The 25,846-nt window shown below is 45.7% G+C and carries 4 protein-coding genes (1 of these 4 only partly in view); all 4 read left to right on the top strand.

Annotated features, from left to right (window positions below):
* Tightly spaced (each overlapping or abutting the next), the 4 genes in view from dltA to Q9312_RS19150 form a layout consistent with a single transcriptional unit that may run on beyond the window.
* Positions 1 to 9,759 (top strand): D-alanine--poly(phosphoribitol) ligase subunit DltA, encoded by a 9,759-nt coding sequence (gene dltA, locus Q9312_RS19135; protein ID WP_309202463.1) that lies wholly within the window; start codon positions 1 to 3, stop codon positions 9,757 to 9,759.
* Positions 9,759 to 20,549 carry a non-ribosomal peptide synthetase gene (locus Q9312_RS19140; RefSeq protein ID WP_309202464.1) on the top strand — a complete coding sequence of 3,597 codons (10,791 nt, stop codon included), beginning with the start codon at positions 9,759 to 9,761 and terminating at the stop codon, positions 20,547 to 20,549. The genes dltA and Q9312_RS19140 overlap by 1 nt, the downstream gene beginning before the upstream one ends.
* A complete protein-coding gene (locus Q9312_RS19145; protein ID WP_309202465.1) occupies positions 20,449 to 20,829 on the top strand; it encodes a phosphopantetheine-binding protein in 381 nt (126 codons plus the stop codon). Before Q9312_RS19140 ends, Q9312_RS19145 begins: the two co-directional genes overlap by 101 nt.
* A protein-coding gene (locus tag Q9312_RS19150; RefSeq protein ID WP_309202466.1) for a non-ribosomal peptide synthetase crosses the window boundary here: on the top strand, positions 20,829 to 25,846 show its 5' portion. Its footprint extends 1,402 nt past the window's final position; only the first 5,018 of its 6,420 coding nucleotides appear in the window; the start codon lies at positions 20,829 to 20,831; its stop codon lies off the right edge, out of view. The genes Q9312_RS19145 and Q9312_RS19150 overlap by 1 nt, the downstream gene beginning before the upstream one ends.

The following is a 25,846-nucleotide window of genomic DNA, read 5'->3' on the forward strand; positions in this document are numbered from 1 at the left end:
ATGGAGAGAGAAGAAGAAATAATAAGGTTTCTTTCTGAAAGTAAGATTCAATTGTATTTAGAGGGTGGCAAACTTAAAGCTCGCTCTGAAAAGGGAGCAATGACGCCCGAACTTAGTGGTCTTATTAGAGACAACAAAGAAAGATTAATAGCGTGGTTAGGTAAGGCTAAGCATACAGACTTTTCAGAAAAGTCGATTCCTAAAATACCAAGCGATTCTGTCTCGCAAATTGAAGCGACTTCTACTCAACGTCGATTTTGGTTTCTAGATAGACTAGAACATAGTTCTAAATACTCGAAGAATAATATTTATTCTGCATTTGAAGTCGCGTCTACTTTTAATCAAGCGCAGGCAGAAACAGCGTTTAGAAAGGTAATTGCTCGAAATAAAATCTTGCGATCGAATTTATTAGAACGTAAAGGCGACCTGTTTCTCAAAGAAAGTTCAAGCGTTCAGTTTTCTATAGAATCGATTGAGCTTGGTGATACTTGTGAAGTTGAACTTAAAAGTACTATAGCAGAGTACGGAAGCCGTCGATTCGATCTGGAAAATGATAGTCTCATTAGGTGTTCGATGATTGGCTGCACGCTAGATAGCGTTGACAAACGCTACTTAGTCTTCTCGATTCACCATGCGATTTCTGACGGTGAATCTATTCCGATGATAATGCGAGAATTCTTATTTTTCTATGATGATAAACTGTTGCCTGCAGAGTATAGGTTACCCGAATCCGACATTCAGTTTGAAGATTACGCTTACTGGAACAGCAAAAGCAATACTTCCGATGCATTTAAAGATAAGTTAGCGTTTTGGGCGAAATATTTAGAAGATGCCCCGAAAAGTCATTCCATTCCATTTGATTCTGAAGAGTCGGAGGCAGCCGCTGCGCTTGAGAGCTTGAGTGTCTCAGGATCTTTGTACGACCAAATTAAATCTTTTTCATCTGCTAATGATGTATCTTTGTTTCTAATTGTTCAGGCTGCATTTGCGATTTTAATTGGACGCATTAGTTATGAACATGATGTCGTATTTGGAATGCCAGTTAGTCGACGGGATAACTCTCAACTACAAGATGTTATTGGATTATTAATTGATACTGAAATAAGCCGCTTTCAATTTCGGGATAATCCGACATTCAGATCTCTATTGCGAACATCCGAGAACCTTAGATTGGATGCTGCCAAATATTCTGGTGTGCCATTCGAAATGATTGTTCAAGAAGTAATCGGAGAGCGAACAAATACCTCTCCGATTTTTCAGATTCTTGTAAATATGGATTATTCATCTGAAGTTGAATTGCATAGTGATGTTGAATTAATTAAGCCAATTGAGACTGTAGGTTTACAGAATAAATACGATATTACATTATATATACAAGATAGTGGAGACAGTCTGAATTTAAACTGGTTGTACGATGCCGGTAAGTTTAGTAGTTATTCTTTTGGTAAGTATAAGAGAGAGTTTGAATATCTTTTAAGGAACCTAATCGAGAATCCAGATCGAGGAGTTTTGAATCATGGCTTTAGTAATGTTTCTATGGCCACTAGCGAAACGGCTGATGAACTAGAAAACTATAATCATATAGCTCTGATTAATCAAAAAGCCATCTCACAACCTAGCAGTATTGCATTGACTCATAATGAAAAAGACTATACTTACGGAGAGTTAGTTGGTCTAGTAAAGTCTTTTTCAGCTCTACTTATGAAGCGAGGCGTGACTGTAGGCGATAGGGTACTAGTTGCTACCGGTCGTCATGTGGAGCGCGTAGTTTCTTTGTTGGCAGTCAATTATCTAGGTGCGAGCTTTATTCCCGTCAGTGAATCTTTTCCTGAAACTCGAATTTTGCAGATTATAGAAGATGCAAAACCTAAGTTAATAGTATCCGATGAGCTAAATCTATCGAGAATTCCATCGAACTATCTAAATGACGATGTGGTAATCATCGAAAGCGACGAAGTGCAATTAGCGCTGAAATCAAAGCCTACTGATTTTGAATGTGCCATTGTTAAAGACGCAAATCGAGAATGTCATATTATATATACGTCAGGATCAACGGGTGTCCCGAAAGGCGTTATTGGAACGTTTGGTTCTACGATTAATCGAATTCATTGGATGTTAGATGAGCTGCCTTTCATTGAAAACGAGTCGTTTATTCACATCACTTCTATGGCTTTTATCCGCGCAATATGGGAGTTGTTTGTTCCATTGTCAGGTGGAGCGAAACTGGTTTTATGTCCGAGAGAGGTCGTTAAAAGCACAGAAGAGTTAGTTGAATTTTTGCAATCTAAAGCTATTACAAGAATAGTATCTGCACCCTCATTGTTAAAAGCAATTTTAGAGGTAAAACCGCGAGTAACAGACTTGCTTCCTGCGATGCGCCATTGGTTTGTCAGCGGTGAGCCACTACTAGCGGTTACTTGTCAGAAAGCAGTAGAGCGTTTTCCCCGCATAACCTTTTATAATCTTTACGGCTCTACCGAAGTAATGTCAGACGTGAGTATTTATAAGGTTAATGGTGCCGAGAAATCTACGTATGTTCCGATCGGCGAAGCAATTAGTCATACGAAGATATTTGTTGTCGATGCATTAGATAATTTGCTGCCTGATGGATTCATTGGAGAATTATGTGTGTCAGGTGCACCAGTAGGTGGTGGATATACTACGAAGCCGGTGGGGCAGAAAAACGGATTTACACGTATTGATGAACTTGAAGTTTTCAAAACAGGTGACCTAGGAAGAATTAATTCACTTGGATATATCGAGTGTTTAGGAAGGATTGACGAACAAGTTAAAATTAGGGGTTACCGAATTGAACCTGCTGAAGTTGAGGCGGTATTGTTAAAGGATAGTCATGTTACTCATGCAAAAGTAATTGTGCATGGGAATGATGATGGTAAAACGTTAGTTGCCTATATCGTTTTAAATCAAAGTGAAAGAATCGACGCGACATTGCACAGGGAAGAGCTTGATAGCCTTATGTCTAAGCATTTACCTGAGTATATGATAGTTGACAATATTATATATCTAGATTGCTTGCCGCTAAAGGAAAATGGAAAAGTAGACAAAGGACAGTTACCTGATCCGTTGATTATGGAGTCGAGTGAAGCAGGAAAGCCTCTTCAAACTGGATTAGAAAAAACGTTAGCCAGTATTTGGGGCGAGTTGTTAGGAATTGATTCTAATCAAATTAATACCACTTCTAACTTTTTTAGGTTAGGTGGTCACTCTTTGATGGTTATCAAGCTTCTCAATAATATTAGAGAAAATTACTCCGTTAATATTTCAGCTAAAGACATTTTTGATTATCCAAGGTTTGCTGAGCTAGCAAAGCTAATAGAAGGTTCTGAGGCCTGCAAGAATTTCTCAAAGTCTTTACGCCCAGTCGAACGAAGTTTAAATAGTTTTCCACTTTCCTCTGCACAAAAAAGGATATGGTTTTTACAGCAGTTTGATCAAACTAGTAGCCAAAACAATTTGGTCTATGCCATTCATTTAGAGCATGACTTAAATGTTGATGCTTGTAAGCAGGCTTTTTCGGCTTTGTTCGAGCGCCATGAAGTATTACGAACGACCTATCATGAAGAAGATGTGAACGTTGTTCAAAAAGTTACCGCGCTAGAGAATATTAAATTTGACTTAGCGAATGCAGAGCTAACTAGCAGTGAACAGATAGACGATATTATAAGAGTTGAGGGTGATGTCTCGTTTGACCTTACTCAAGACCTAATGTTACGAGCTACCCAGGTACATTCACCTAACTCCCAAGGATATTTAATTATCGTTGTTCATCATATTGCCTGTGATGGCTGGTCTATTGGGACGTTGGTTGAAGATTTCTATCGGTATTACAGAATGGCTTTAGCGAGTCAAACGATCGAGGTTAGGCCTCTTGAACTACAGTATATCGATTATGCGTCCTGGCAAAATGAGCGTTTAAATGATAGTGAGCTAAGCAAACAAAAGGAATATTGGCAAACGCAGTTACTCGACGCTCCCTTAGTGCATGAAATACCTCTTGACTTTAGTCGTCCAAAAGTTAAGTCGGTAGAAGGAGAAAGGTTGAGCAAAGTGATGCAAGGAGATGCACTCAATCGAGCCCTATCGTTCGTTCAAGAGAATGAAATTACTCCCTTTATGTTCTTTCACTCTGCGCTTGCAATAGTGATCTCACAGTTTAGTATGCAGGATACAGTTTTAATTGGTACGCCTATTACGACTCGGCCAACCAGTCAGTTAGATGAAACAGTTGGCGTTTTTATTAATAATATTGCACTTAAAACATCGACTGATTTTGATAGTCTTAGAGACTATTTTCGACATATTAAAACTACCAATATATTTGCTCAAGAGAATAGTGACCTACCATTTGAAGAATTAGTCGAACTTTTATCTGTTAATCGTGACTTGCAAACTACGCCCGTCTTTCAAATTTTACTGAATTTACATCAAGAGCATGTAAATCTGGATACCAAAAATAAAGGCTTTTCAGTCTATAGCTCCAGTAAAGCCATCGCTAAGTATGATATTGAGATTTCTGTTAAATATCAGAAAGATAGAATTGTTGTAGATTGGATTTATGATCGTTCGATATTTAAACCTAAAACCATAGATCGACTTGCTGACCGTTTATTTGACGTAATTAATAATCTATCAGAAATTGACGACGATAGGTTTCGGACTCTTTTCTCAGCTCCAAAGAGTGATGTTGAAGCGTTGCAGCAGAGCTGTAAGGAATTACTAAAGTTCGAAGCAGCTAGTATCGATATTATTGAAGCGGTGAAACGTTGGAGTATCACTAAACCTCACGCTGTCGCAGTAAGAGATTTACATCAGACGCTTTCCTATAAAGAGTTGTGGCAAAGGATTTTGATTGTTAATCGAATGCTTCACGAAAATGATATTTGTCAAGGTGAAGTGGTTGGTATTCAGATGGGGAGGACGGCCGATCAAATAATCACGATGCTGGCTTGTTTGCACGCGGGAATATGTTTCGTTTCATTGAGTGATTCATTACCCGAAAAACGCTTACTAGCGATAATTGCAGAGGCAAATATTGATAAAGTTTTGCATAATGATTCTGAAGATTGTCGCGCTATAAAAGATAAAGTTAAATACCTTATTAATATCGACTCGAAAGTATCGAGTAATTCGTCCAGTGAAAATTCGAAGATGTCAAGCTTCGATTCTCAACTAGCCTATATAATGTTTACTTCTGGATCGACAGGCAAACCCAAAGGTGTTTGTATTAGTCGTAGTGCGCTTAATAATTTCTTTGCGGCAATCGAGCAAAAATTAGGGAAAGTGTTCAATAGCGATAATAGGCTTCTAGCTATTACTACACCTCTTTTTGATATTTCAATTTTAGAAATGATTGGAACGCTTGTTTTTGGTGGTGAAGTTATATTAGCAACTGAGCAGCAGTCAATTGATCCTCAAGAGCTCATAAATATCATCAATAAATATGATGTCAACTGTATTCAAGGTACGCCATCCACATGGCAGTTATTCAAAGAGTCAAATTGGACAGGAAATGCTGATGTAACCATTCTTACTGGAGGAGAGGCACTATCTAAAAGTTTGGCGACATACTTATTGCCGAGATGTAAAAGTCTGTACAATTGTTATGGTCCAACCGAAGCCACTATCTGGTCGATGATTGAGCAAGTCGTTCTCGAGCAGTCCTTCGACTCACACTCTATTATTTCCGGAACACTCGATAATTCTGTTCACTTTGTTGTAAATAGCGATCTTGAACTACTCCCTGATGGAGCCGTAGGCGAGTTGTGTATTGCTGGTTCGTCTCTCGCTGACGGTTATTTAAATAATCCAACTCTTACTGACGATAAGTTTATAAAATCAAGACGTCTGATTAATGCAAGGTATTATTTAACAGGTGATTTGGTATGTAAGTTAGATTCTGACTCGTACCGATTTTTAGGGAGGAAAGATAATCAAGTAAAACTAAATGGCTATCGCATAGAATTAGCGGAAGTTGAGGCAATAATTGCACTCGATTCGAATGTTTCTCAATGTGTTCTAAAAGTATTTTATCATGAGCTTACAGCGCGATTGGTTGCATTCGTTACCTCCTTTCAAAATGAAGAAGAGCTTGAGGCCAGACTTCGAAAGCTATGTGGTGAATATTTGCCTTCCTACATGCAGCCTAATTCATATGCTTTTCTATCAGAGATTCCGCTGACTAGTAGCGGTAAAATTAATCATTCTCTACTACTTGAGCCCGATGAGTATGATGGAGAAAGATTTGTCGAAGCAACAACTGAAACAGAAAGGCTGTTAGTAGGCATTCTACAAAAACTATTACATATTGATCAGCCCATCAGTATTCACTCGAACTTTTTCGATATAGGCGGGCATTCGTTGTTGGCAGTCAGGTTAGTGGCTGAAATTCGTCACTGCTTCAACAAGGAAGTTTCTGTAAAGACGATATTTGAGAAGTCAGATATTGAGAGCTTAAGTGAATTTCTAGACTCTTATCATGCACATAAAGTCAGAAAGCCGATAGAGCGGTTATCCCGAGATAATGAGTCCTTTTTATTATCTTACGCGCAACAAAGATTATGGTTTATTGATAACCTCCAAAACGGTTCTCCAGAATACAATATGCCAAGTGCCTTAAAGGTTAGTGGTGAGTTTGATGTATTGGTTGCTGAACAAGCTATAAAAAGCGTAATTGATCAGCATGAGTCGTTGAGAACTATTTTTGTTGAAGGCGAAAGAGGGCCTGCTCAAATTATAGTTGATAATGTTGACTTTAGTTTAAATGTCATAGATTACTCCGGTTTGAGTGATGTAATTCAAAAGTCAAATTTACTGCAAGAAATCAATCGTAGTGCAGAATACACTTTTAACTTGAGTTCCGATCTATTGATACGGGCAAGTTTCGTACGACTTTCACCGCATGAAGGTGTTCTGTTATTTAATATGCATCATATTGTCTCAGATGGATGGTCTATTGGATTACTTGAACGATCTTTCATCAGAGCATATAAAGCTTTACTGAATTCCGGTATTGCTCCATTAAACTCTTTTAGTGTGCAATATGTTGATTACTCTCATTGGCAGCGTGAGTTTTTAGATAAGAACGAACTTTCAAGACAATTAGAGTATTGGGAAGAGCTATTAGATGGTGCCCCCATTTCTCATAGTATTCCATTAGATAGCAAACGTTCGGAAGCTCCAAGGAAGGGACGAGCTATTAAACGCACTGTATCATTGAAACTGATGGAGCAAATCCGAAGATTAATTAAAAATGAAAAAGTAACATTGTTTATGCTTTTGCAGACTGCTTTAGCTCTTCATCTAGGTAGATTAAGCAATGAAGAAGATGTAGTAGTCGGCGCACCTGTAGCAGGTAGAAACGTAAAGGAGTTAGATGATTTAATTGGCTTGTTCCTAAATACGCAGGTGTATAGAACAGAGTTTTCTGATGATCCAGAGTTTGTAGACTTGCTTGCTCGCTCTAAGCATCAACACCTTGAGTCAGCGAAGTATAACGACGTTCCATTTGAATCAGTCGTAGAACGAATCAACCCTAAGCGAGAGACATTGTTGCCGCCTATTTTTCAAGTGCTGATAAATTTGAACAATACCGAGCAAACACTAGAAACAATTGATGGTATTGTCTTTACTACTCTAGATGAGAGAGAGCCAGATAATAAGTACGATTTAACACTTTATATACAAGAAGATTTCCGAGTAGAGGAAGATAAGGTTGATTTTACTTGGATCTATGATACGCGAATCTTTAATCATTCTACTATCGATATGATAGCATCTGAATTTGAATATTTGCTCTCTCAAATCTGTGCTAATCCTAGAGCCAATGTATCATTATATGGTTGGGCGAACTCGCTTTGTAAAACCGCTAGTACAGATGAAACCAATCATATCGACGATGAATATAATTTTGTAAGGTTATTTGAAAGACAAGCGGAAAAAAGAGCAGATAAAACAGCACTCGAGTTCAATGACAATAGATATACCTATCAACAATTAAATGATCTTGCGAATAAACTTGCTTTTAAAATGCGAGATGAATTTGGTATTTCCAAAGGAAGTCGCGTTGTCATTGCTACGTCTCGAAGCGAGTGGCGAGTCATAAGTACCTTGGCGATAGTCAAGCTGGGTGCTTGTTTTATTCCATTAAGCACCGAGCTTCCACAAGAGCGCTTGGCTTTTATGGTTAACTCGGTTAAACCTGATTTGATCATATCAGAGCAAATGGCTATTGAAGTCTATCAGTGGCTTTCAAATTACCGTCAATTATTAGTGACTAATAGTCTAATCGGAGAATTCCTGTCACTAGGAACGATGCCTAACGTTTCTGTCTCTATGGTTGACAATACAGCGTGCCATATCATTTTTACTTCAGGCTCTACTGGATTACCGAAAGGCGTTATGGGTTCATACGGATCAACTAAGAATAGAATTTCATGGATGTTAGACAACTACCCATTTTTAGAAGATGAAGTAACGGTTCATATCACGTCAATGGGCTTTATTCGGTCGGTTTGGGAGTTACTGGTGCCATTATCAGGGGGGGCTAAGCTTATACTTTGTGATAGAAATATTGCAAAACAACCCGATAGTCTTTGCCAATTTTTGCAACGAAAAAATGTAACCAGAATTGTTACTGCACCATCACTCTTGAATGCAGTGAATGAAGCGCTAGAACATTTAAACTCAAGCTCAACCGATGATTTTGTGCTTAGTAAATTAAAATACTGGTTCGTTAGTGGCGAACCATTACCCGAAGCGTATGCGAAGCAATTTTTCAAGAATGCTTTCGATGCAAAGCTTGTTAATCTGTATGGTTCGACCGAGGTAATGTCCGATGTCTTTCATTATGAAGTAACAAAAGGAAATTACTCTAGAATTCCAATTGGCCGCCCTATTGATAATGTAAGCTATGAAGTCATTGATAAAAACAATCAATCAGTGCCAAAAGGAGTGGTTGGTGAGCTTGTTTTGTATGGCGATTCGGTGGCACTTGGCTATATAGATGCTAAAGAGGAAAATTTAGCTATTGCAGCATTTAACGGTCGCTATCCTACGGGTGACTTGGCCAGGGTTTTACCAAATGGATTAGTAGAATGTCTTGGTCGTAAAGATGAGCAAGTGAAGGTTCGAGGTCACCGAATCGAGTTGGGTGAGATTGCTAACCTATTACTTAATGATAAACATATTTCTAAAGCTATCGTTCTGGTCGATGATTTGCTCTCTGAGAGTAAGAATTTAATTGCTTATCTAACAAAGTCTAGCTCTTCTGAGTACTCACCAGAAGAACTTGTGACTTATGCGTTCAGCATCTTAAAAGATAAATTGCCCGCTTACATGATTCCCGCTGCAATAGAGGTTATTGATGCTTTCCCTTATCGTCCAAACGGTAAAGTCGATAGAAGTAAGTTGCCTAAGCTTCAGTACATTAATTCTCGCGTCAGCGCTGAGACAGAAAGTGAGCAAGCTCTTGTCGATATCTGGTCCGAACTACTCAATCTTAGTGACAGTGAGATCTGTGTGGTATCAAGTTTCTTTGACCAAGGTGGACACTCCTTACTTGCAATAAGGTTAATTACAGCGATTCACAAACGTTTTGAGCAAAAGATAGAAGTGAAACAGGTTTTTCTCACTCCAACGATAAGGGAAATTGCAAGAATATTAGATACTAATATTGCTCTTCTCAAAATTAATGCTGGATTCGATGCGATGGACGAAGATGCCGAGGAGTTTGTACTTTAATGGACTTTAAACAGTTAATCGAACAATTAGTTACTCGTAATATATCAATAGCCGAAAGGAATGGTGATTTAACTGTCAGAGCACCTAAGGGTGCTATGAATCAAGATGTTGCCAATGCTATTCGAATGTATAAGTCGGAATTGATAGCATTTTTATCTGATTCTAACCTGGTTAAGAGTGATGGTTCAGTTGTTGATATAGTGCCTATCGATCGAGACAAGCAAATTGAGTTTCCTTTGTCATCCAGTCAAAAGCGGTTATGGTTTATCGATCAGTTAGAGAATGGAAGTGCTCAATATAATATTCCAGTCGCGTTAAAGGTTTCAGGTCGATTCGAACTCGCAGCTGCTGAAAAGGCAATCCAGAAAATCATCGAGCGACATGAGGTTCTAAGGACAATATATTTAGAAAAGGAATCTGAACCAGTCCAAAAGATACTTAGTGATGTGAATTTCTGCCTTAGTATTTGGGATTTATGCGAGTTAGATGATAAGGAGCAAGCCAGTAGAATTAGAGAGATAATAAAGGTAGATCGTTTAAAGCCATTTAATTTAGCTACGGACATAATGGTGAGAGCAGGTTTTATTAAAACCTCACAAGAGAACGAAATTGTAACCGGCATTCTACTTTTTAACGTACATCATATTGCGTCGGATGGTTGGTCAAAAGGACTGATAATTAAAGAGTTCATACAACATTACAGCTCGTTCATAGGCGCCATAGATTCAAAAATGCCACCATTGAGTATTCAGTACGTTGATTATGCTTCTTGGCAAAATCGTGAGCTAACAAGTAATCGATACAAAAGTAGCTTTAACTACTGGCTTGAGCATTTAAGTGGATTGCCAAAGTTACATAGCTTACCTACCGATTTTACTCGACCCAGCCAACAAAGCTTTCGTGGTAGTTCTGTTTATCAAAGCTTCGATAATGAACTTACTGACAAGTTAAATAAGTTTGCAAAGAAAAATGGTGTCAGTCTATTTATGCTATTGCAAAGTTTGTTAGCGATTTTGATAAGTCGTTGGAGTCGCGAAACAGATGTCGTGATCGGAAGCCCCGTAGCAGGTCGCGACCATTCTGATATTGAGCCTTTGATAGGGTTCTTTGTTAATACATTGATTTTTAGGAATGACCTTTCAGATAACCCATCTTTCTCTGTTTTTTTAAATAAAAGCAAGCAATTGGCGATAAATGCTTTTTCTCATCAAATAGTGCCTTTTGAGGATCTTGTTGGTGAGTTATTACCAGAGCGTACCTTAAGTGCTTCGCCATTGTTTCAGGTTTCGTTAACGCTTCAAAATAGTGAGCGTGGAACGTTAGATTTGCCAGACTTGAAAATAGAACAAATATTTGAAGGTGACGAAACGACACTTTTCGATATTTCTTTGATGGCTATTGAGAGTAGTGGCCAGTTACTTCTTACATGGCTATATGCTACCGACTTGTTCAGTGGTGATACGATTGATCGCTTCTCTAAGTCGTTTAAGGTTTTAGTAGAAGATGCGCTGAGTAACCCAGAAAAGTCAGTTAATTCTCTTCGAATTACATCGTCAGACTCCCTTGATATGCTAACTGAAATCTGTAATACCACCAAGCCATTAAAGAGAGTTGACAATATATTAGAACTATTTGATCGCCAGGTTGAGTGCCGTCCAAATAATGTCGCCGTTTCATTTGATGGTGAAGAGCTTTCTTATAGTGAGTTGAATGGTAGGGCAAATCAGGTTGCCCACTTTTTGCGTGAAAGAGGCGTTTATCGAGATGTTAAGGTTGGAATTGCCGTAGAAAGATCCCTAGAAATGGTCATCGGTATATTTGGTATATTAAAAGCTGGTGGAGCCTACGTTCCAATCGAGCCGAGCTTTCCAGTTGCTCGACAAGAATACATAGTCGAAAACGCTGATATAACAATAATACTAACTCAAAGTAAGTTCCTCGAAAATTTTAATCATTTAGGTGAGAATGTATTTGCGTTAGATAAATCTTCTAGTTTCTGTGCTTTTCCGTCAACAAATTTAGTGAAGTCTCCGGCTGATGCTACTTTAGAGTCTTTGGCCTACGTCATCTATACATCTGGCTCGACTGGTGTGCCTAAAGGAGTAATGATCGAACATGGTGCATTGTACAATCGCATAGATTGGATGCAGAGTGAGTTTGACATCAATGTAGATGATGTTGTGGCTCAAAAAACGCCTTATAGTTTTGATGTTTCTGTTTGGGAGTTCATTTGGCCTCTTAGTTTTGGCGCAAAGTTAGTAGTGGCAAAACCAGAAGGGCATAAGGACCCAACTTACCTTAGTCGCTTAATACAAAGTGAGAGAGTGACCATTATTCACTTTGTTCCATCTATGCTCTTAGCAATGCTAAATAGTGGACTTTGGAATGAGTGCTCGTCCATAAAGCAAGTTATTTGCAGCGGTGAGGCGCTCCCCCCTGAGACAGTTAATTTATTTTATTGCTGCGGTTCGGCTCAATTACATAATTTGTATGGCCCGACTGAAGCCGCGATTGACGTAACCTCTTGGTATGCTGATCCAGCATTATCTATTTCAAAAGTACCTATCGGAAAGCCAATACAAAATATTGAAATATATATCCTAGATGAACAGCTCAATATAGTTCCAATTGGGGTACCGGGTGAGCTTCATATCGCTGGAGCGGGATTAGCTAGAGGATATGTTAATCGACCTGACTTAACGAGTGAAAAGTTTTTTGAGTGTAATATAAATGGTGAGTTGAAGAGGGTTTATAAAACCGGTGATTTATCTAGGTATCTAGGAAACGGTGATATTGAATATTTAGGTCGTATGGATGACCAAGTTAAGCTACATGGGTTTCGAGTCGAGCTAGGCGAGGTTGAGAGTCGATTATTAGAGCTGGATGATATATCCGATGCAGCGGCCTCTGTAGTAATAAAAGAGAATGGTTTCCAACAACTTGTAGCACATGTATGTCCATCGACAGACTTTTTACAACAAGCAACAAAGAAACTTTTTTCAGACACCATTTCTCAATGGGAGTCTGTATTTGATGAAGAGTATTTAAGCTCTTCTGATAGTTATGATGTATTAAGCAACTACAGTGGTTGGAATAACAGTTATAGCGGTGAAGAAATCCCAAAGCGCGAAATGCGTGAATGGGTTGATGAGACTGTAAAACGAATTTTACAACTTAGTCCGAAACGTGTTCTCGAGATTGGTTGCGGAACTGGACTTCTTCTATTTCGATATGCTAATCAGTGTGAATATGTCAAAGCGATTGACATATCTCCTGAAGCATTGAGTCGAATCCAGCCTCAGTTAGATATTTTCGGTTGGAACCATGTTTCCTTATCGCAAGGCGATGGTTTGAGTATTAAAAATATTAATGAAAAATTCGATCTTGTAATTATTAATTCTGTCGCACAGTATTTTCCCAGCTTTTATTACTTAGAAGAAGTTATTCGGTTATGTCTGGATCGAACTGAAAGCGGAGCCAAGATCTTTTTTGGTGATATCCGTAATTTAGATTTACTACACACTCACTTAACTGCGATAGAGCTGTCGAAATTAAACCAAGCAATTACTGTTAGTGAACTCAAAAATAGAATTAATGCGCTACGACAAAAGGAAAAAGAACTCTTATTAAGTCCCAGTTATTTTGACTCTTTAGGTCGAACATTTCCTCGTATTACTAACGTTGATTTAAAAGTTAAGCGCGGTATGGGATCTAACGAAATGCTTAGATATCGCTATGATGCGGTGCTTTTTCTTGATCATACTCATAGTATTCATCAGGTTGCAGAGTGGTTTGAGTATCAAGGGATCGAACAACTAAAAGAATTGTTTGACAGTAATCTGGAGTCTTTTGGTGTACACGGTCTTCCAAATCTTCGGCTTTCCAAAGAGTTAGAAATATCCTTAGGTCTTGGATACTGGCCAGAAACTAAGCTCATCAAGCCACTAGGCGATTTGTCTGCTTTTGATAAAGAGTCCACAGATTTCATTTCGGAACTATTTTTAATTATTGAGCAGGCCGAGAGTAATGGTTTTTATTGTGACCTTACATGGTCTCAAAGCGCTGTTGGTCAGCTTGATTTTATTTGTTCTAGAAACCTTCCTGTTAGCATTAGAGCCATAGATAAATACAGTCAAAACTACCATTATAATCACCCGCAACTATTCGAAGTCGGACTCCAATTAGCTCAGAAAATTAAACCTCTGATGCTCAATAGTGTCCCGAATTACATGGTTCCGAATATATTTATCACGCATGAGCAGTTGCCAGTCACTTCAAATGGAAAGATTGATAAACGGTCGTTGAAGGTTTTTGAGCAACAAGAGCATTTTACGAGCGATTTTGTACCCGCGATCAACGAATTACAGCAACAAGTGTGTGACATTTGGCAAGAGTGCTTAGGTATTTCTAGAGTTGGTATAACGGATAATTTCTTTGCAATAGGTGGTCATTCATTATTAGCAACAAAAGTCATTGGATTGTGTAATAAGCAGTTAAATAGGAACCTTTCGGTTCGTGATCTTTTTCAATACAGCACGGTTGAAGAGTTAGCAGAATATTTGCAGAACTTGGACTCTGTAACCTCTACTGAAATTAAACCTGTTGATCGCTCGAACAGTCTAGCGCTTTCTTTTGCACAAAATAGATTATGGTTTATCGATCATTTAAATGGCACTAGTACTCAATTCAATATATTCACATCGTTAAAACTGCGGGGCGAGTTAAATCACGAAGCCTTACAGCAAGCGTTGACGGGGTTGTTGAGTCGTCATGAAGTGCTGCGCACGGTGTATGTGGCGCTCGACGGAGAGCAAGTGATGCAGGTGGTGGGCCCGGTGGTTGAGGTGCCTGTGGACGTCGAGTCATTGGCCGATTTACCGGAGCAAGAGCAGGCAGACGCGGTGTTGTTGGCGGGTCAAGAGGAAGCGATCAAGCCGTTTGATTTGAGCCAAGATTTGATGCTGCGGGTGAAGTTATTGGCACTGGATGCGCAGACGCATGTGGTGTTGTTGACGGTGCACCACATAGCGGCGGACGGTTGGTCGTTAGGGGTGTTGGTGAAAGAGTTTGTGGCGCTGTACGACAGTTACGTGCGCGGCGAGGCGCCGACGTTGCCAGCACTGACCATCCAATACGCGGATTACGCGCACTGGCAGCAAGCGTGGTTGAAGGGGCCGACACGGTCAGCGTTGGAAGCTTATTGGGTGGAGCAGTTGTCGGGGATCCCGCAAGTTCATAGCTTGCCGCTTGAGCAAGGGCGTCCAGCGCAACAACGGCATCATGGTGCCGTATTGCATCAAACATTACCGGCGACGTTGAGTCAAGGGTTGAATGAGTTAGCGCAAGCGTCAGAGGCGACGCTGTTTATGGTGATGGAAACGGCGTTTGCGGCGTTGTTGAGTCGACTCAGTGGCGAAGATGACATTGTTGTGGGGACGGCGGTAGCGGGACGAGAGCCATTGGAAGTGGCGCCGTTGATTGGTTTCTTTGTGAACAGTGTGGTGCTGCGCAGTGATCTCAGTGGAGCGTCGAGTTTTGACGATTTATTGGCGCGAAATAAGTTGATGATCATGGACGCGTATGAGCATCAAGGATTGCCGTTTGAGTTATTGGTAGAGGCGCTGCAGCCGGAGCGAAGTTTGAGTCACGATCCGGTGTTCCAGATAGTGTTTGGATTAAACAACACCGACAGTCATTCGTTGTCGCTTCCGAATTTAGAGGTGACGACGGTGAATACGCCGCAGCAGACGGCGAAAGTTGAGCTTGAGTTGAATGTGGTGGAGTTTGCGGGAGAGCTGCACGTTAGCTGGACGTTTAATACGGATTTATTCAGCCGAGAGCAGATAGCGGAGTACGCACAAAGCTACGAGCGATTATTGAGAGGGATAGTGGCGTCGCCGAGCCGAGCGGTGCATGCGCATCCGTTGCAAACGGAAGAGGAGCGAGTAGCGCAGTGTCATGCGTTGTCGGGAGAGCCGTCGGCGGTGTTGTGGCCGACGATGTTGTCGGGCTGGTCAGCGCAAGTGTTGTCACGAGGCACGTCGATGGCGGCGGAGAGTGGTGAAGCGAGTTTAAGTTATGCGGAGCTGGATGCGCGTTCGAATCAGTTGGCGCATTACCTGTTGGAGATGGGCGTATCGCAAGGCAGCCGAGTGGGGATAGCGCTGGGTCGAGGTTTGAGTCAGCTAATCGGTCTGTTGGGTGTGATGAAGTCGGGCGCGAGCTATGTGGCGTTGGAGCCGGAGCATCCGCGGGAGCGTCATGAGTATGTGCTCAAAGATGCGGGCGTTGAGCTGGTGTTGGTGTCGGAGTCGGTATTAGGACGGTTACCCTTGTCGGGTGTTGATGTGTTGTTAATGGACGATGCGCTGAGCGACGACTGGTTATCGGATTGGTCACGAACGAGCGTTGATGTGACGGTGAGCGGAGAAGACGAGGCGTATGTGTTGTACACGTCGGGCTCGACGGGTCGACCGAAAGGGGTGCGCATCAGCCATGGAGGTTTGAGTCATTATTTAAGTCATGCGCAGAGTTACTTGGGTGATTCCATCGAGCGTTCGGTGGTGAGTTCGCCGCTGTGTTTTGATGCGACGATCACGACGTTGTACGCGCCGTTATTATCGGGCGGAACAGTGGAGTTGTTGCCGGAAGAGGGCGATGTGTTGTCGGCGCTAGGAGAGCGTTTGATGGGAGAAGAGGCGTGTTTATTTAAAATCACGCCGGCGCATTTAACGGCGTTGTCGCATGGATTAGATCGAGAGGCGCGCAGTGATGCGAAGCATTGTGTGGTGGTCGGCGGAGAGCAGTGGCACGTTGGGAGCTTACGGCATTGGAAAGGCGAGCGTTTGGCGCATGCGACCTTTGTGAATGAGTACGGACCGACGGAAACGGTGGTGGGTTGCAGTGAATACCGAGTGACGTCGTTGTCGGCGTTGTCGTCGTTGCCGGACAGTGCGGGCGTGCCGATAGGTCGAGGGATAGCGAATACGCAATTGTACATTCAAGGCGAGGGAGGCGAGAGTCAACCGCCGGGGAGTGTGGGCGAGTTATGCATAGCGGGAGCGGGAGTTGGCTTGGGTTATGTGAGCGAGCCGGAGGCGTCGGGATTTGAGGCGCATGGTTATGAGGCGGGAGCGCGTTGGTATCGCAGTGGCGACTTGGTGCGTTGGAGTGAGACGGGCGGCCTGGTGTATGTGGGCCGACGAGATGAGCAGGTTAAGGTGCGCGGCTTCCGAGTGGAGTTGGGTGAAATTGGCGCGGTGCTGGACAGTTGCGAGGGCGTGCAATCGTCGTGTGTGTTGGTGCAGGGAGAGGCGCCGGAGCAGCGGTTAGTGGCGTATGTGGTGCCGGAGTTGATGCCGGAGGCGGAGGCGGTCCAGCGTGTGTTGGATGAGTATCGAACGCGCTTGAGTGAGCGGTTACCGAGTTACATGGTCCCGCAGCAGTATGTGTTGTTGGCGGCGATGCCGTTGACGGCGAATGGCAAGGTGGATAAGGCGGCGTTGCCAGCGGTGGAGGGCGAGCAGGGCGAGAACTACGAAGCTCCGCGCGGAGAATTGGAAGAGCTGCTGGCGAGTTTATGGTCGTCGATGCTGGACATTGACGTCGCGCACATCGGTCGGCAAGCGCACTTTTTTAACCTAGGTGGGCATTCATTATTGTCGATCCGTTTAGTGGCCGAGGTGCGATCACACTGCCAAGTGGCGTTGCCGATAAAAGCCATATTTGATCATCCCCGATTGAGTGAGTTAGCGGCCTATATTGCCGAGCAAGCGCCGAGTGCGGAGCGGTTACCGCCGATCACGGCGGTGAGTCGGACCGGAGAGGCATTGCCGTTATCGAGTTCGCAATACCGCTTATGGTTGGTGGATCACCTAGGCGGGGGCAGTGCTCAGTACAACATATTCTCGGCGTTGCAGTTACGGGGCGAGTTAAATCACGAAGCCTTACAACAAGCGTTGACCGGATTGTTGAGTCGTCATGAAGTGCTGCGCACGGTGTATGTGGCGCTCGACGGAGAGCAAGTGATGCAGGTGGTGGGCCCGGTGGTTGAGGTGCCTGTGGACGTCGAGTCATTGGCCGATTTACCGGAGCAAGAGCAGGCAGACGCGGTGTTGTTGGCGGGTCAAGAGGAAGCGATCAAGCCGTTTGATTTGAGCCAAGATTTGATGCTGCGAGTGAAGTTATTGGCACTGGATGCGCAGACGCATGTGGTGTTGTTGACGGTGCACCACATAGCAGCGGACGGTTGGTCGTTAGGGGTGTTGGTGAAAGAGTTTGTGGCGCTGTACGACAGTTACGTGCGCGGCGAGGCGCCGACGTTGCCAGCACTGACCATCCAATACGCGGATTACGCGCACTGGCAGCAAGCGTGGTTGAAGGGGCCGACACGGTCAGCGTTGGAAGCTTACTGGGTGGAGCAGTTGTCGGGGATCCCGCAAGTTCATAGCTTGCCGCTTGAGCAAGGGCGTCCAGCGCAACAACGGCATCATGGCGCGTCGTACCAGCAGACGTTACCGGCGACGTTGAGTCAAGGGTTGAATGAGTTAGCGCAAGCGTCAGAGGCGACGCTGTTTATGGTGATGGAAACGGCGTTTGCGGCGTTGTTGAGTCGACTCAGTGGCGAAGATGACATTGTTGTGGGGACGGCGGTAGCGGGACGAGAGCCATTGGAAGTGGCGCCGTTGATCGGTTTCTTTGTGAACAGTGTGGTGCTGCGCAGTGATCTCAGTGGAGCGCCAAGTTTTGACGATTTATTGGCGCGAAATAAGTTGATGATCATGGACGCGTATGAGCATCAAGGATTGCCGTTTGAGTTATTGGTAGAGGCGCTGCAGCCGGAGCGAAGTTTGAGTCACGATCCGGTGTTCCAGATAGTGTTTGGATTAAACAACACCGACAGTCATTCGTTGTCGTTGCCCAACCTTCAGATCACTAGTGTTAAAACTCCTGCTAAACATACTCGAGTCGAGCTTGAGTTGAATGTGGTGGAGTTTGCGGGAGAGCTGCACGTTAGCTGGACGTTTAATACGGATTTATTCAGCCGAGAGCAGATAGCGGAGTACGCACAAAGCTATGAACGATTATTGAGAGGGATAGTGGCGTCGCCGAGCCGAGCGGTGCATGCGCATCCGTTGCAAACGGAAGAGGAGCGAGTGGCGCAGTGTCGTGCGTTGTCGGGAGAGCCGTCGGCGGTGTTGTGGCCGACGATGTTGTCGGGCTGGTCAGCGCAAGTGTTGTCACGAGGGGCGTCGATGGCGGCGGAGAGTGGTGAAGCGAGTTTAAGTTATGCGGAGCTGGATGCGCGTTCGAATCAGTTAGCGCATTACCTGTTGGAGATGGGCGTATCGCAAGGCAGCCGAGTGGGGATAGCGCTGGGTCGAGGTTTGAGTCAGCTAATCGGTCTGTTGGGTGTGATGAAGTCGGGTGCGAGCTATGTGGCGTTGGAGCCGGAGCATCCGCGGGAGCGTCATGAGTATGTGCTCAAAGATGCGGGCGTTGAGCTGGTGTTGGTGTCGGAGTCGGTATTAGGACGGTTGCCCTTGTCGGGTGTGGATGTGTTGTTAATGGACGATGCGCTGAGCGACGACTGGTTATCGGATTGGTCACGAACGAGCGTTGATGTGACGGTGAGCGGAGAAGACGAGGCGTATGTGTTGTACACGTCGGGCTCGACGGGTCGACCGAAAGGGGTGCGCATCAGCCATGGAGGTTTGAGTCATTATTTAAGTCATGCGCAGAGTTACTTGGGTGATTCCATCGAGCGTTCGGTGGTGAGTTCGCCGCTGTGTTTTGATGCGACGATCACGACGTTGTACGCGCCGTTATTATCGGGCGGAACAGTGGAGTTGTTGCCGGAAGAGGGCGATGTGTTGTCGGCGCTAGGAGAGCGTTTGATGGGAGAAGAGGCGTGTTTATTTAAAATCACGCCGGCGCATTTAACGGCGTTGTCGCATGGATTAGATCGAGAGGCGCGCAGTGATGCGAAGCATTGTGTGGTGGTCGGCGGAGAGCAGTGGCACGTTGGGAGCTTACGGCATTGGAAAGGCGAGCGTTTGGCGCATGCGACCTTTGTGAATGAGTACGGACCGACGGAAACGGTGGTGGGTTGCAGTGAATACCGAGTGACGTCGTTGTCGGCGTTGTCGTCGTTGCCGGACAGTGCGGGTGTGCCGATAGGTCGAGGGATAGCGAATACGCAATTGTACATTCAAGGCGAGGGAGGCGAGAGTCAACCGCCGGGGAGTGTGGGCGAGTTGTGCATAGCGGGAGCGGGAGTTGGCTTGGGTTATGTGAGCGAGCCGGAGGCGTCGGGATTTGAGGCGCATGGTTATGAGGCGGGAGCACGTTGGTATCGCAGTGGCGACTTGGTGCGTTGGAGTGAGACGGGCGGTTTGGTGTATGTGGGCCGACGAGATGAGCAGGTTAAGGTGCGCGGCTTCCGAGTGGAGTTGGGTGAAATTGGCGCGGTGCTGGACAGTTGCGAGGGCGTGCAATCGTCGTGTGTGTTGGTGCAGGGAGAGGCGCCGGAGCAGCGGTTAGTGGCGTATGTGGTGCCGGAGTTGATGCCGGAGGCAGAGGCGGTCCAGAGTGTGTTGGATGAGTATCGAACGCGCTTGAGTGAGCGGTTACCGAGTTACATGGTCCCGCAGCAGTATGTGTTGTTGGCGGCGATGCCGTTGACGGCGAATGGCAAGGTGGATAAAGGCGGCGTTGCCAGCGGTGGATGGTCAAACGACGGGTGTGGAATATGTCGCGCCACGCAATGCGGCCGAAGAGATGTTGTGTGAGATTTGGGGAGAGGTGTTGCGTCGAGAGTCGGTTGGGATCCATGACAATTTCTTTAGCATCGGTGGAGACTCAATCTTGTCGATCCGAATTGTTTCAGAGTTAAAGAAATTAGGCTGGTTTTTAGCGGTGCAAGATATTTTTGTGCATCAGACAATCAGTAAGTTGAGCCTTTTAATTAAAAAGATTGAGTCAGAAGAAGAATTAAATATTAAGAAGAAAGAGACTCATATAGATAAGCTAACAGGCGAAGGCAAAGAAGTTGATGAGGGAGTATTTTAGTGTCTACGGTTAAGTTAATTCTTGAGCAAGCTGATGAGTTAAATATTGTTTTATATTTAAAAAACGATGAGTTGGCATATGTGGCAGAAAAAAATAATTTTCCTGACGCACTAAAGACTAAAATAAAAGAAAATAAGCTTCAAATTATTGAGTACCTTAAAGGTGAATCTTCAGCATCTACCGAGAAAAAGTCGCAACCGTTTGGTCAATTAACGGATTCAGAACGAGATGAATTGCAATCGACTTTTCCAGAAGAATTAGAAGACGCTTACCCATTATCGGCCTTACAAAGCGGCATGGTTTTTCACACGGAGTTGGCCGATTTTGATGGGACTTATCACGATCTGAATGCTGAGCATGTGCGTTGTGAATGGCATGAAAATTTCTTCCGCCAAGCGCTTAGCTATTGTGTCACCCGCCATCCCTTATTGCGCACTGGTTATCGCTTAAAAGGCGAACGTCCTTTGCAGTTGGTTTATAAAGACGTGCCACTGCCTTTGGTGATTGAGGATATTCGAGAGCAATCGGATGCTGAACAAGCCGAACATATTGAGCAATGGAAAGCCGCACAGAAGGCGCACCCTTTTAATTGGCTCAGAGGACCGTTGTTTCAAATCACTATTTTTCGACGTCAAGACGACAGTTTTGAATACATAGTCAGTTTTCATCACTCGGTATTAGATGGTTGGAGTCGAGTGACATTAACAACCGAATTGTACGCATGTTATGAGCGCTTGCTCTCAGGTGAAACGCTCGATGCACCGGTTGTTGATTGGACGTACCGAGATTTTATCGCATTAGAGCAGCAAACGCTTCAGGATGAGTCGGCGCGAGCGTACTTTAAGCAACAGCTCAAAGAGGTTCCTAGTGTGCAGTTGCCGCGTCTTTATCCGCAGTGGGATGGGCCTGAGCGATTAAGCTGGCTTCGCATTCGCGAGTTTACTGACTTATCTCAAAATTTGTTGGGGGTTGCACAACAATTAGGTGTCCCTATCCAAGCGTTGTTGATAACGGGCCATTTAAAAGTGCTGTCGATGCTCAGTGGTCAATCGAGTGCATTGAGCTGCATTACAGTGAATGGACGGCCCGAACAAGAGCAAGCCGATCAAGGGCTAGGGTTATTTTTAAATTCTTTGCCTTTATGCGAGACGCTGCCATCAGGAAGTTGGCGCGCGTTGATTGCTCATGTCTCGAATACGTACCGAAAAAACATGGCGTATCGACGCTATCCGATGTCACAGATCCAACAAGACAGCGGTATCAATTTTTCTGAAGTGTCATTCAATTACACGCATTTTCACGCGTATGAGCAGGCGCGAGAAATTGTTGAGAAGCGTGATGTCGAAGTGCTCAGTGCGTCGGGCTATGAAGAAACCAATTTTGATTTAGTGGTGGACGTCAGTCGGACGTCTGGAACCGATAACTTATTGTTAAGTTTCAGTTATGACAGTCGAGAGTTCAGCGAAGAATTGATGGCGCAGCTGGGCCAATATTATTTGCGCACGTTCCAAGCGTTACTGACTGACTTAGACGGTGCTCATGAGCAAACTGAGTGGCAAACGGAAGAGGAGCGAGTGGCGCAGTGTCGTGCGTTGTCGGGAGAGCCGTCGGCGGTGTTGTGGCCGACGATGTTGTCGGGCTGGTCAGCGCAAGTGTTGTCACGAGGGACGTCGATGGCGGCGGAGAGTGGTGAAGCGAGTTTAAGTTATGCAGAGCTGGATGCGCGTTCGAATCAGTTAGCGCATTACCTGTTGGAGATGGGCGTATCGCAAGGCAGCCGAGTGGGGATAGCGCTGGGTCGAGGTTTGAGTCAGCTAATCGGTCTGTTGGGTGTGATGAAGTCGGGGGCGAGCTATGTGGCGTTGGAGCCGGAGCATCCGCGGGAGCGTCATGAGTATGTGCTCAAAGATGCGGGCGTTGAGCTGGTGTTGGTGTCGGAGTCGGTATTAGGACGGTTACCCTTGTCGGGTGTGGATGTGTTGTTAATGGACGATGCGCTGAGCGACGACTGGTTATCGGATTGGTCACGAACGAGCGTTGATGTGACGGTGAGCGGAGAAGACGAGGCGTATGTGTTGTACACGTCGGGCTCGACGGGTCGACCGAAAGGGGTGCGCATCAGCCATGGAGGTTTGAGTCATTATTTAAGTCATGCGCAGAGTTACTTGGGTGATTCCATCGAGCGTTCGGTGGTGAGTTCGCCGCTGTGTTTTGATGCGACGATCACGACGTTGTACGCGCCGTTATTATCGGGCGGAACAGTGGAGTTGTTGCCGGAAGAGGGCGATGTGTTGTCGGCGCTAGGAGAGCGTTTGATGGGAGAAGAGGCGTGTTTATTTAAAATCACGCCGGCGCATTTAACGGCGTTGTCGCATGGTTTAGATCGAGAGGCGCACAGTGATGCGAAGCATTGTGTGGTGGTCGGCGGAGAGCAGTGGCACGTTGGGAGCTTACGGCATTGGAAAGGCGAGCGTTTGGCGCATGCGACCTTTGTGAATGAGTACGGACCGACGGAAACGGTGGTGGGTTGCAGTGAATACCGAGTAACGTCGTTGTCGGCGTTGTCGTCGTTGCCGGACAGTGCGGGCGTGCCGATAGGTCGAGGGATAGCGAATACGCAATTGTACATTCAAGGCGAGGGAGGCGAGAGTCAACCGCCGGGGAGTGTGGGCGAGTTGTGCATAGCGGGAGCGGGAGTTGGCTTGGGTTATGTGAGCGAGCCGGAGGCGTCGGGATTTGAGGCGCATGGTTATGAGGCGGGAGCGCGTTGGTATCGCAGTGGCGACTTGGTGCGCTGGAGTGAGACGGGCGGCTTGGTGTATGTGGGCCGACGAGATGAGCAGGTTAAGGTGCGCGGCTTCCGAGTGGAGTTGGGTGAAATTGGTGCGGTGCTGGACAGTTGCGAGGGCGTGCAATCGTCGTGTGTGTTGGTGCAGGGAGAGGCGCCGGAGCAGCGGTTAGTGGCGTATGTGGTGCCGGAGTTGATGCCGGAGGCAGAGGCGGTCCAGAGTGTGTTGGATGAGTATCGAACGCGCTTGAGTGAGCGGTTACCGAGTTACATGGTCCCGCAGCAGTATGTGTTGTTGGCGGCGATGCCGTTGACGGCGAATGGCAAGGTGGATAAGGCGGCGTTGCCAGCGGCGGAGGGCGAGCAGGGCGAGAACTACGAAGCTCCGCGCGGAGAATTGGAAGAGCTGCTGGCGAGTTTATGGTCGTCGATGCTGGACATTGACGTCGCGCACATCGGTCGGCAAGCGCACTTTTTTAACCTAGGTGGGCATTCATTATTGTCGATCCGTTTAGTGGCCGAGGTGCGATCACACTGCCAAGTGGCGTTGCCGATAAAGGCCATATTTGATCATCCCCGATTGAGTGAGTTAGCGGCCTATATTGCCGAGCAAGCGCCGAGTGCGGAGCGGTTACCGCCGATCACGGCGGTGAGTCGGACCGGAGAGGCATTGCCGTTATCGAGTTCGCAATACCGCTTATGGTTGGTGGATCACCTAGGCGGGGGCAGTGCTCAGTACAACATATTCTCGGCGTTGCAGTTACGGGGCGAGTTAAATCACGAAGCCTTACAGCAAGCGTTGACCGGATTGTTGAGTCGTCATGAAGTGCTGCGCACGGTGTATGTGGCGCTCGACGGAGAGCAAGTGATGCAGGTGGTGGGCCCGGTGGTTGAGGTGCCTGTGGACGTCGAGTCATTGGCCGATTTACCGGAGCAAGAGCAGGCAGACGCGGTGTTGTTGGCGGGTCAAGAGGAAGCGATCAAGCCGTTTGATTTGAGCCAAGATTTGATGCTGCGGGTGAAGTTATTGGCACTGGATGCGCAGACGCATGTGGTGTTGTTGACGGTGCACCACATAGCGGCGGACGGTTGGTCGTTAGGGGTGTTGGTGAAAGAGTTTGTGGCGCTGTACGACAGTTACGTGCGCGGCGAGGCGCCGACGTTGCCAGCACTGACGATCCAATACGCGGATTACGCGCACTGGCAGCAAGCGTGGTTGAAGGGGCCGACACGGTCAGCGTTGGAAGCTTACTGGGTGGAGCAGTTGTCGGGGATCCCGCAAGTTCATAGCTTGCCGCTTGAGCAAGGGCGTCCAGCGCAACAACGGCATCATGGCGCGTCGTACCAGCAGACGTTACCGGCGACGTTGAGTCAAGGGTTGAATGAGTTAGCGCAAGCGTCAGAGGCGACGCTGTTTATGGTGATGGAAACGGCGTTTGCGGCGTTGTTGAGTCGGCTCAGTGGCGAAGATGACATTGTTGTGGGGACAGCGGTAGCGGGACGAGAGCCATTGGAAGTGGCGCCGTTGATTGGTTTCTTTGTGAACAGTGTGGTGCTGCGCAGTGATCTCAGTGGAGCGTCGAGTTTTGACGATTTATTGGCGCGAAATAAGTTGATGATCATGGACGCGTATGAGCATCAAGGATTGCCGTTTGAGTTATTGGTAGAGGCGCTGCAGCCGGAGCGAAGTTTGAGTCACGATCCGGTGTTCCAGATAGTGTTTGGATTAAACAACACCGACAGTCATTCGTTGTCGCTCCCGAATTTAGAGGTGACGACGGTGAATACGCCGCAGCAGACGGCGAAAGTTGAGCTTGAGTTGAATGTGGTGGAGTTTGCGGGAGAGCTGCACGTTAGCTGGACGTTTAATACGGATTTATTCAGCCGAGAGCAGATAGCGGAGTACGCACAAAGCTATGAACGATTATTGAGAGGGATAGTGGCGTCGCCGAGCCGAGCGGTGCATGCGCATCCGTTGCAAACGGAAGAGGAGCGAGTAGCGCAGTGTCATGCGTTGTCGGGAGAGCCGTCGGCGGTGTTGTGGCCGACGATGTTGTCGGGCTGGTCAGCGCAAGTGTTGTCACGAGGGACGTCGATGGCAGCGGAGAGTGGTGAAGCGAGTTTAAGTTATGCGGAGCTGGATGCGCGTTCGAATCAGTTAGCGCATTACCTGTTGGAGATGGGCGTATCGCAAGGCAGCCGAGTGGGGATAGCGCTGGGTCGAGGTTT

The sequence above is a fragment of the Pleionea litopenaei genome (assembly GCF_031198435.1).
Taxonomy (GTDB): Bacteria; Pseudomonadota; Gammaproteobacteria; order Enterobacterales; family Kangiellaceae; genus Pleionea; species Pleionea litopenaei.

Excerpts from the sequence above, each read along its gene's own strand:
- dltA (WP_309202463.1), top strand. The coding sequence starts at position 1 with ATGGAGAGAGAAGAAGAAATAATAAGGTTTCTTTCTGAAAGTAAGATT.
- Q9312_RS19140 (WP_309202464.1), top strand. The coding sequence starts at position 9,759 with ATGGACTTTAAACAGTTAATCGAACAATTAGTTACTCGTAATATATCA.
- Q9312_RS19145 (WP_309202465.1), top strand. The coding sequence starts at position 20,449 with ATGGCAAGGTGGATAAAGGCGGCGTTGCCAGCGGTGGATGGTCAAACG.